The sequence below is a fragment of the Pedobacter borealis DSM 19626 genome, from assembly GCF_000708285.2.
In the GTDB taxonomy this organism is placed as follows: Bacteria; Bacteroidota; Bacteroidia; order Sphingobacteriales; family Sphingobacteriaceae; genus Pedobacter; species Pedobacter borealis.
The window spans coordinates 1-10,003 of the sequence record NZ_JAUG01000125.1 but is presented as its reverse complement, the minus strand read 5'-3'; the positions used below and the strand labels follow the sequence as shown (position 1 = coordinate 10,003).

Below are 10,003 nucleotides of genomic sequence, written 5' to 3'. Positions count from 1 at the left end.
GCTATAATACGGTCGTCATTCTACTACAACAATAAATCCGTCATTGCGATGAGGCTTTTTCAGCCGAGGAAGCAATCTTACTACTATGGGTTATCTGCGATTGATACGGCAGTCACTCCGTCGTTTTTGTTGCTAACAATTTTCTGTCATCCTGAGGCACGAAGGATCTTTTACTGAGATTCTTCACTGCGTTCAGAATGACAATTGCAGGTTTTGCCTCGGGTTCGGGCTTGCCTCGGCTCGCCGCCGCCGAAGGGGCTCTTACTTTTGGCTTGGCCCAAAAGTAACAAAAACCCAAGGCTCGCATCCTTTCTTGTAAAAACCTACGGAAATCTTAATCGCGGCAGTATCGAGGCTCTTAACCTGGCTTAACCCATCGCACCCGCTTGACCCTGCCTTGGGTAGTGGGATAATGAGGGGAACTGCACAGATTTCCGTGCTTTTTCCTGCGAAAATCTGCTAGGCCGGATAGCATGAAGCAGAGACAGGCATCCGTAGGTTTATTCCTCTGAAACTATGAGGGGCTGGGGGTGGTTATGAAATAATATTATTCTTGCCCTTACTCGGTCTTGCCTCGGTTAGCCACCGAAGAGCTTTTACTTTTGGCTTGGCCCAAAAGTAACAAAAACCCAAGGCTTGCATCCTTTCTTGAACTAAGCTATCGAAATTCTTATTGCGGCAATATGGAGGCCCCGATGAAGAATCGGGACTTTATATTGCCTTGGGCAGCGGTGTATTGTGGGGTTGTGCGAGAATTTCAATGCTTATTTCTGCGAAAATCTGCCAGGCCGGATAGCAGGATGCAGATAGCATGGAGCAGATAGCAGGGAGAATAACAGGCATCCGTAGATTGGTTACTTTGAAACTATGAGGGGCACGCTGGGTCGTCATCTCGACCGTAGTGGAGAGATCTTTGTACTTTCTAATACGGTCGTCATTCCCGCGCAGGCGGGAACCTTAATGCTTTCGCTATTCTGCTGTACTTTTTCCTATTTTGCCTTAGGCTCGGGCTTGCCTTGGTTAGCCACCGAATGGCTTTTACTTTTGGCTTGGCCCAAAAGTAACAAAAACCCGAGGCTTGGATCTGATGTCGGATAAATTCGTCATTTCGACCGTAGTGTTCCGAAGGAACTCCTTTGGAGGAGAAATCTTTGCATTGCATTTAACAACATTATATCCGCAGTTGATAGCTTTATGCTTGCGGATGCCAGCATGATGAGCGCAGTTAACAGTTCTATCAGCGCAGTTAGCAACATTATACTTGCAGTTGCTAGGTTTATGCTTGCCGATGGCAGAATTGTTAGCGCAGTTAATAGTTCTGAACTTGCAGTTAACAGATCTATCAGCGCAGTTAACAACATTATACTTGCAGTTGGCAGGTTTATCCTTGCAGTTAACAGTTCTATTGGCGCAGTTAACAACTTTATACTTGCAGTTGGCAGGTTTATGTTTGCAGTTGATGGTTTTATCAACGCAGTTAACAACTTTATCGGAGAGGTAGGTTACTTTTAGTTTGCAGTTAACAACTTTATACTTGCAGTTGGCAGGTTTATGTTTGCAGTTGATAGTTTTACCAGCGCAGTTAACAACTTTATTAGAGAGGTAGGTTACTTTTAGTTTGCAGTTAATAACATTATAACTGCAGTTAACCGTTTGCAGGATGTCTTTTAAACAAAAACAGCAACCGAGTTGCTGTTTTAAGATGTATATAAGGTTGGGATGATTTTTTTCATTACAGGCTAAATTTTTACCATTTTAAACGGGATGCCCGAAATTTGTTTGTACTGTGGGGTACTTACGCCAAACAGCGATTTGCTGTAGTTCTTGGCATCTAAAGCGAGTGCAACTATACCGGTTTCGGTATCATACAAGATTTTGTTGCGGTTAAGCCTAAAGGTACTTAACTCAGATGTTTTTGATACCACATCGCGGTTTTTCTGTAATAAATCGTTATACAGGGTGGTAAGGGTGGCCTGCTGCAGCTCTACTTCGTTGGGCGCATAGGTAGGGATGGTAGCTAACAGTTTGATCTGTTTATCGAAGGTATCGAGCTGGCTATCGAAACTTTGTTGCGAGGCAGATACCTGGTTAACAATGGTGCCGCTTGCTGCCAGTTTCTGTTTTTCTTCTTCGGTTAACTTTACCGATGCCCTTTGGCCCTGAATTTTGCGGTTGTGGGTAATGGCATTATCAATTACCTGTTGCGCTACATCGCTCGCTTTTATCGCATTTACGATTCGGGTACTCAGCTTTTTTAAAGGCTGAAAAGCCAGATCGCGTATGGCAATGGCATTGCTGTTTTTTGCAGCTGCATCGTGTACTTGCTCGCTAATAGTTTTTGCTGCGGTAGCTTTCTCGGTTAAACTCGTTAACTGGATGTTTGCATTGCTGGGATTGTAAACGGCGCCGTAGCCAGTTAAAAAAGCAATGAGGGTTTCGAAATTGGCTACGTTTTTGGCGTGGCCGGTGTCATTTGTTTTAGACATAAGATGATGTTTAAAAAGTAAATAAAATAATTAATTAGCATTAAGATAATATTATTTTATTTACAACTAAAAGAATAGGTTGATTTTTTTTGAGTAGGTACGGGAAACCGTAATTTTTACATCTCGCGGCCAAGTATCTTGGCTGCATGAAAAGATTTTATTATATCCTGTTTTTAAGTATTGGTATACTGGCCTGTAGCAAACAAAATGAAGTTGGGGCAGGTACAGATACCGAAACTTATACGCCATGCGGCACGTATAAATCCGGCCAAAAATTATATCAAGGCTCTAAAGGTGGGTGCTTTTATTATAATAGTAAGGGCAATAAGGAATATGTTGAGAGAAGTGCGTGCAAGTGTTAGTTTTTCGTTATATATAAGCGGTTATCCTAATATGTAAGACCTAAAAGAAGGAATAATATATATTAATAAGTTTTGATTTTATCTCAAATCAAAAATGGATCCTAATTAAATAGTCAGAAAAAACAGCAAAATAATTAGGATTTATTATTTTTTAACAGAAAGAACGGATTTCTTATTATTGTTACAAAAAGTTTTGCAGAAATCATTTTTGGCTATTAATATATTTGAAAACAAATAATTTTTAGCAGATGCTAACTAATTTTAACTTGATACTGCATTAACATCAAATTTCTTTACTTTAGGAAAGCACTTTGGATCTGCAGTTTATAAACTATATTCAGAAGCTGCATGTCCTAAAATTTAGTTACCCTACCTATGAAAGTACAAATGCAATAAGCCTTAAACAATATTTAAAGAATCAAACCAATAATTTAAATCATAATAAAACGCATTAGAAACACTGATAAAAATATATTTTGAAAGAGTCTTTGGGACTTAAACGTTTAAGCGATAATGAAGATGAAATAATAAATAAAATTAATGCTCTTAAAACAAACAATATGGAATTTGAATTAACTCCTAGATTTTTAACCAAAAGTCGCTTTAAATTGGCATTGGAATGCCCGACAAAACTTTTTTACACTAAAAAAAAAGAATTTCCTGATCAAAAATTAAATAATGCATTTTTAAAAGCCCTTGCAAATGGGGGATTTCAGGTCGGGGAATTGGCAAAATGTTATTTCCCTGGGGGAAATGATATTCAGGAACTTGAATATGAATCTTCTTTGAGAAAAACTAATGAATTACTTAAACTCGATGAAGTAATTATTTATGAAGCAGCATTTTTGTATGAAAATCTTTTCATAAGAGCCGATATTGTAGTTAAGAAAGGGAATGAAATCTCGCTGTACGAAGTGAAGGCTAAATCTATTGATGGAACAAACCCATCTTTTTTAACTAAAAAAGAAACTATTGAATCAAAATGGAAACCTTATTTATACGATGTTGCTTTTCAGAAATATGTTGTTCAAAGTGCATTACCAAAGTTTGTCGTTAAAGCTTACTTAATTTTAGCAGATAAAAGTGCAACTGCAACTGTTGACGGGCTGAATCAAAAGTTCTTATTGGTTGCGGATGATCAAGGTAGAACGAAAGTTAATGTTATTGGAGATATTTCAGTCGATTCGCTAGGTGCCATAATTTTATGCGAAGTTTCTGTAGATTCTATCATTGATCCGTTATTAGAGGACACTCCTTTCCTTGATGCACCCGAAAGGAGTTTTATTGAGTGGATAAAGTATTATTCTGATAGTTATGAGAAGAATGAATTAATTAGAACGCCAGTCAAATCTTTTTGTAAAGATTGTGAGTTTAAAGTAGTATTAGGTCAAGAAGATGGAAAATTAAGCGGCTTTAACGAATGTTGGAAACGAGAAGTTGCGTTCAACGAAAATGATTTTTTAAAACCATCTATTTTAAATGTTTGGAATTTTAGATCAAAGGATAAAATGCTTAATGAAGGTAGATATTTTCAAAGCCAATTGACCGATGAAGATTTAGCTCCAAAAAAAAGTACTGAAAAAGAAGGACCTGGGCTAACGCCTCTACAAAGGCAGATTCTGCAAATAACAAAGGTCAGAAATTCTGACGATTCAGATTATCTTGATATTGAAGGATTAACTAATGTTTTTAAAACTTTTACATATCCTTTGCATTTCATAGATTTTGAAACTTCAGCAGTTGCAATTCCTTTTCATAAAGGTCGAAGGCCGTATGAACAAATTGCTTTTCAATATTCTCATCACGTAATCTACGAGGATGGTACTATTGAACATAAAGGGCAATGGTTAGACTACAACGTAGGTGTATTTCCTAATTTTGATTTTGTAAGGGCATTAAAAAATGAACTTAGTTTGGACTCTGGAACCATTTTTAGATATGCTGCGCATGAGAATTCAATACTTAATGCGATATATCGGCAACTTAGAGAATCAAATGAAAATGATAAAGAAGAGCTGTGTAATTGGATTCAATCTATAACAAAATCTAGTACCAGTACCGCTGATAAATGGGAAGGCAAAAGAAACATGATTGATTTGCGAGAGCTGATACTTAAATATTATTATTCTCCATTAACAAATGGGTCTAATTCGATTAAAGATATTTTGCCTGCAATCTTAAACTCAAGTGACTATTTGAAAGGTAAATATAGCAAGCCAATTTATGGCAATGATATTATTAGCTTGAACTTCACCAATCAGGCTTGGATTGAATACGATAATTTGGGAAAAGTAATCAATCCCTACAAAAAATTAGAGTCTTTATTTAAGGATATAGATCAAGATCTATTAGACATTTTAATATCTGAAGAAGATATTGAAATCTCTGATGGAGGAGCTGCTATGACAGCTTATGCACGTATGCAATTTACTCAAATGAGCGACGAAGAGCGTAAATTATTACAAAAATCTCTTTTGAAGTATTGTGAATTAGATACGTTCGCAATGGTTATGATTTATGAATATTGGAAAAACAAAATGTTATAAAAATGAATTGGAAAAAATTATTAAACGACAATAGATTAAGAGAATCAACTAGACTTACAGACTCAAGAAACGAGTTTGAAAGCGATTATGGAAGAGTATTATTTAGCCCAGCTCTACGAAGAATGCATGATAAGACCCAGGTTTTTCCACTTACTGCTGACGATAATATCCATTCCAGATTGACTCACTCAATGGAAGTTATGGCTATTGGATATTCACTTGGCTTGGATATCTTAAAGAATGATGAATTTGTTAATTCAACTGGATTTCCTCGTAGTGAACTTGAGAGGATTATACCAATAATATTGCAAAGTTCCTGTCTAGTTCATGACATAGGAAATCCTCCTTTTGGACATTTCGGAGAAACTGTGATAAAAAACTATTTCAAAAATCTTTTTACGGAAGATGAAAAACTTGGCGATAATAAAAAATATAATTTAACAGAAGAAGAAAAGGGAGATTTTACACTGTTTGATGGGAATGCACAAGGATTTAGAATACTAACCAAACTTCAGGTTTTAGATGATGCTTATGGTTTGAACTTAACTTTGGGAACCTTAGCTTCATATATTAAATATCCAAATGATGGTGATAAAAATGATGATGTGTTGAGTAAACATAAGAGAGGGATATTTCAGTCGGAAAAGAAATATTTTGAAAAGATTACATCAGAATGTGGCCTCACTAATTCTTCAGGTAATATTAGGCATCCTTTAGCATTTCTAATGGAAGCAGCTGATTCAATTTGTTACCTTGTCATGGATATGGAAGATGGATTCAATAAAAAGTGGTATAAATATTCAGGCTTAAAAACCTTTTTTAGCGAGACAGATAATCTAGATACCTTTTTTGATTTTTTAGACACAAAATATCCAGGAGAAGAGCTTGAGGTGACTAGAGTTGTTAAGTTTAGAATAGAAGTTATTCGTAGGCTGGTTTCTTTGGCTTCAAAGAAATTCATAGATAATATCGAATCAATATATGCAGGAACTTACAATTGTGAATTAATTTTTGACTGCAAGCTTGGATTAGCAGAAAGATTTCAGGATTTTTGTAAGAAGCATATACTTCCAAATCGAGAAATCTTATCATTGGAAATGACTGGTCATTCTGTATTAAGTGGATTATTGAAGTTTTATACGGATTTTCTTTTCTATGATGATACTAAGTATACAAAAAAAGCTCAAGGTATGTTATCTAATAGCATTGTAAGAGCTTCCTTACTTGAAAATGATGTTAAAAATTTTGATGAATTGAGTCATTATTATAAGCTAAGAGTAATTGTCGATTATATTAGTGGAATGACCGATCAGTTTGCCCTAAATCAATTTCAAAAATTAAGTGGACAAAAAATTAATTAATAATATTCACGATAAGACTAAAACCGATAATTTTTTAAATTTTCTAAAGGATAAGATTGGCGTTAAAGGTTTTAGTTTTTTAGAAGAGTTATCAAAAATTGCGGAAGTTTATATTTTCAGTGGAGTAGTGCGCAATTTTTTTATTAAATATAATGGGCAAATACGGGACTTTGATGTGGTAGTTAAAACTGAAAAAGATATGCTTTCTAGTTTCTTATCCAACTTAGAATATAAACAAAATAGCTTTGGCGGATATAAGTTAAAAATAGGAACTTTAAGTGTTGATTTGTGGCATGTAGAGAATACATGGGCTTATAAAAAAGATAAGGTTAAATCTGATCTTTTTGATTTTTACTCATTACCTAAGACTGCGTTTTTTAATTTTTCATCAGTGATTTTTCATTTTAATGCAAAAGAGTTTGTTTACACTAAAAACTTTATTGATTTCTTAAAAACGAAGACTATTGATTTGGTGCTTGAGGAAAACCCTATGCCACATTTATGTATAGTTAATTCTATCTATTATCATCAAAAATTCAATTTAACTATTTCTGAGAATTTGAAGAAGTATTGTATAAGTCATTTTTACGATTTTAAAGAAGTTGATTTTAATAATATTCAATTAAAGCATTTTAAAGAGATAAAATATGAGTATGCATATATTAAAGAATATGTAAAAATATTTAAAGGTCAAATTATGTTAACAGAGAATGATATTACACAACTATTAGCAGAATATTTAAAAAAGAATGGTTATAAAATTTTAAACCAATTAACGACAAAACAAAAAGGTTTTGATATCACCGCCGAAAGTTCGGAAGGGAAAAAACTCTATGTAGAAGTTAAAGGAGAAACTAGCGCTAATGAAAAATCTAAAAGATACGGTCAATATTTTACGGGTAATCAAATCTGGAATCATGGAGCCGTAGCACTTTTTACAACACTAAGGTCTATGAATAAGCCTGAGTATAAAGATGCCGAATTTGCCTTAGCGTTCCCTATGAACCACGAACCAATGATGGGATATATAAAAGCTTCAATGGATAAGCTTGGTATTCGGGTTTATTTTGTTTCGGGCAATGAGGTCAGGATGCTTTAATTCAATATTATAATAAATATTTTAGGTAAAACTATACACAACAAAGCCCAATCATTTCTGATCAGGCTTTTTATTTTTTCTATTTATTCTTCAATATCTCCACTTTCTCTCTTTCACTAGTCAATAACCTTTCGTACAATTCTTTGTTAGCATCTAATGCTTCCATTAATTTATCTAATGGATTAAATGTAGGTTGGTAGTTAAATAAAGAACCGTTATCATGATTGGTAACGGTATTGCCAATAATATTAAAAACAGCTTCTTCGCTGAAATTTTTTATTGATTCCGCTGTCAATCCCAAAACCTTTGCTACTTTTTCTAAAGTGCTATCTTCAATTTCTTCGCTTTGCTCTAGTTTGCTAATGGCCTGCTGGCTAATGCCGAGTTCGGTAGCTAAGGTTTCTTGTTTCATGCCGCGCAGTTCGCGGATGCGGCTAATTTTACGGCCTAAGTGATTACGGTTGGGTTTTTCAGCGGTTTCCATAGCCAAATATATCTAAATTTTTTGTAGGGTAAGAAACAACTGCCTAATTGTTTTAAACAATTGCCTGTGGTTCGGTACCCGCTTTTTCTGTCGGAAATTGTAAGTATTAAGGATGAAGATATGAAAAAGAACCTATTAAAGCCAGTAGAAAAGGCGAAAGAGGAGTCTGCGCCAATTACAATTGCAGGAAAACCACTTTCGCAGTTTTACAAACTGCCTTTCGAAAAAGGGAGCAAGGTGTTAAGGTTGGAAACCCTTGAACTGCATAGCACATTTAAGGTGCGTAAACACCCTAACCTGGTAGAAAAGAAATTGCTTTCTTTTAAGCAGGGTTTGTTAACCGTTAATGTTAAGTTGAAAAATGAGGCGGCAGAAAGGGTTTATATTGCGGTAGCGTACGATCATTTATTGGTGAGCTGTAGTGTAGATACGGATGAAACGTACCTGGGGCGTTATGCTTACCATATCTTGCGGGCCATGCTGTGGACGGGTTGCCTTGATTTTAATGAATATTACTGGCCCGAATGTTTTGGGGTGAATGCGGAGCGATCGAAATATGTAGATCTTATTAAAAAACCTAACGGACCGGAGATTAGATTAAAGAAAAAGTTTATCGGTTTATTTAGGCCTGGTGATTATTTTCCGGAGGTTAAGGAGCGGGTGCTTACACCGCGGTCAATTGGGGCTAAACACGCCGTTGCTGATTTGGCACCAATGGGTGTTGGCTATTGTTTTGCCAATACAGATCTGTTGAATTTCCACACCAACCATTATCCTTTTCTTATTCCTTATGTGTATGCTGCCACTGCTTACCTGAAAACGGTAAAATCGTACAAACGTTTTGTGTTTAATGCGGAAGATGTTGAGGGGATAAATGTATCGGCACAACAGCAGGAGCTGAACAGCATTTGCTTTGCCATGAAAAAGATTGCTTCAATACGTTTCAGTGCATACGCTGCGCTACCCGAAACCGTAGCCGAAATTAGCAGGATTAATGAGGCTAATCACGTCGAAATTTTTAAGTTATGGAACAAGGCCTTACCGTTATTGGTACAGCAACCTTTTACGCATTATCTATATACGTATGGCATGCGGAATATTGCGGGCAAACCTGTAAGAAGGGATATGAAACTGGCTTTTTTCTCGATGGATATTCCTGTTTTAAGCTTTGTGTTAAGGGATAAGGGTGATTATTTTGAACTGCAGCTTAGGCTTAAGGTAAAGGGGAAGCTGTTGAAATTAAGTAGCGATAGCGTTGCGCTGTTTTTGGTTTGCGATTGCGTTAAAACGTATTTGTGGTATTTGCTTGGAGCGGAAATGGATTATAAACTGGTATGGTTTTTTAGTAGGGTGAGTTTTAGGGTACAGGTACCGAAAGGGTATTATAATGCGCATTTTGAAAGATATGTTGAGGGGATTGAGCGGTGTTATGTGGTTAAGAGGGGGTAATGGGGGTATTTACGTTACTAGTAATATGGTCGTTATTCCCGATGGGATGATGTTTGTTTACAGTATTACTAACGCGGTCGTCATTCCCGCGCAGGCGGGAACCTTAAAGCGGTCGCTATTCTTTACCTTAGGCTCAGTCTTGCCTCGGCTCACCGCCGCCGAGGGGCTCTTACCTTTTTCTTGATAAAAAGGTAACCAAAAATCAAGGCTTGCATC

7 protein-coding genes are annotated in these 10,003 nt (G+C 36.0%); 5 read left to right on the top strand and 2 right to left on the bottom strand.

Features of this window, described 5'->3' with window-relative positions; all coding sequences use genetic code 11:
- Positions 1 to 1,215: 1,215 nt before the first annotated feature.
- Positions 1,216 to 1,512, top strand: a complete 297-nt coding sequence (locus AW17_RS21880) for a hypothetical protein (protein WP_157280393.1) — start codon at positions 1,216 to 1,218, stop codon at positions 1,510 to 1,512.
- Between the two features lie 227 nt (positions 1,513 to 1,739).
- Here AW17_RS21880 and AW17_RS21875 read toward each other — a convergent pair whose 3' ends face one another.
- Positions 1,740 to 2,486, bottom strand: a complete 747-nt coding sequence (locus AW17_RS21875; protein WP_029280138.1) for a hypothetical protein — start codon at positions 2,484 to 2,486, stop codon at positions 1,740 to 1,742.
- Positions 2,487 to 3,324: 838 nt separating this feature from the next.
- Here AW17_RS21875 and AW17_RS21865 point away from each other — a divergent pair.
- Genes AW17_RS21865 through AW17_RS21855 form a run of 3 tightly spaced genes read left to right on the top strand, consistent with a single transcriptional unit; the run spans position 3,325 to position 7,854 of the window.
- Positions 3,325 to 5,394: a DUF2779 domain-containing protein gene (locus tag AW17_RS21865; RefSeq protein WP_209444312.1), complete on the top strand. Its 2,070-nt coding sequence runs from the start codon at positions 3,325 to 3,327 to the stop codon at positions 5,392 to 5,394.
- Positions 5,395 to 5,396: 2 nt separating this feature from the next.
- Entirely contained in the window at positions 5,397 to 6,755 is a 1,359-nt protein-coding gene (dgt, locus tag AW17_RS21860; RefSeq protein ID WP_029280132.1) for a dGTP triphosphohydrolase, read from the top strand.
- On the top strand, positions 6,736 to 7,854 hold the full coding sequence (locus tag AW17_RS21855; RefSeq protein ID WP_051692036.1) for a protein NO VEIN domain-containing protein: 1,119 nt from the start codon (positions 6,736 to 6,738) through the stop codon (positions 7,852 to 7,854). The genes dgt and AW17_RS21855 overlap by 20 nt, the downstream gene beginning before the upstream one ends.
- A gap of 79 nt (positions 7,855 to 7,933) precedes the next feature.
- Here the strand turns inward: AW17_RS21855 and AW17_RS21850 are convergent, their stop codons facing one another.
- Positions 7,934 to 8,338 (bottom strand): helix-turn-helix domain-containing protein, encoded by a 405-nt coding sequence (locus AW17_RS21850; protein WP_029280128.1) that lies wholly within the window; start codon positions 8,336 to 8,338, stop codon positions 7,934 to 7,936.
- Between the two features lie 120 nt (positions 8,339 to 8,458).
- Between AW17_RS21850 and AW17_RS21845 the strand changes: the two genes are divergently transcribed.
- On the top strand, positions 8,459 to 9,787 hold the full coding sequence (locus AW17_RS21845; protein WP_157280392.1) for a hypothetical protein: 1,329 nt from the start codon (positions 8,459 to 8,461) through the stop codon (positions 9,785 to 9,787).
- Positions 9,788 to 10,003: the final 216 nt, after the last annotated feature.

What these genes read in the sequence shown, in the direction of transcription:
- AW17_RS21845 (WP_157280392.1), top strand. Translation starts at nt 8,459, where the DNA reads ATGAAAAAGAACCTATTAAAGCCAGTAGAAAAGGCGAAAGAGGAGTCT.
- dgt (WP_029280132.1), top strand. Translation starts at nt 5,397, where the DNA reads ATGAATTGGAAAAAATTATTAAACGACAATAGATTAAGAGAATCAACT.
- AW17_RS21850 (WP_029280128.1), bottom strand. Translation starts at nt 8,338, where the DNA reads ATGGAAACCGCTGAAAAACCCAACCGTAATCACTTAGGCCGTAAAATT.
- AW17_RS21875 (WP_029280138.1), bottom strand. Translation starts at nt 2,486, where the DNA reads ATGTCTAAAACAAATGACACCGGCCACGCCAAAAACGTAGCCAATTTC.
- AW17_RS21880 (WP_157280393.1), top strand. Translation starts at nt 1,216, where the DNA reads ATGAGCGCAGTTAACAGTTCTATCAGCGCAGTTAGCAACATTATACTT.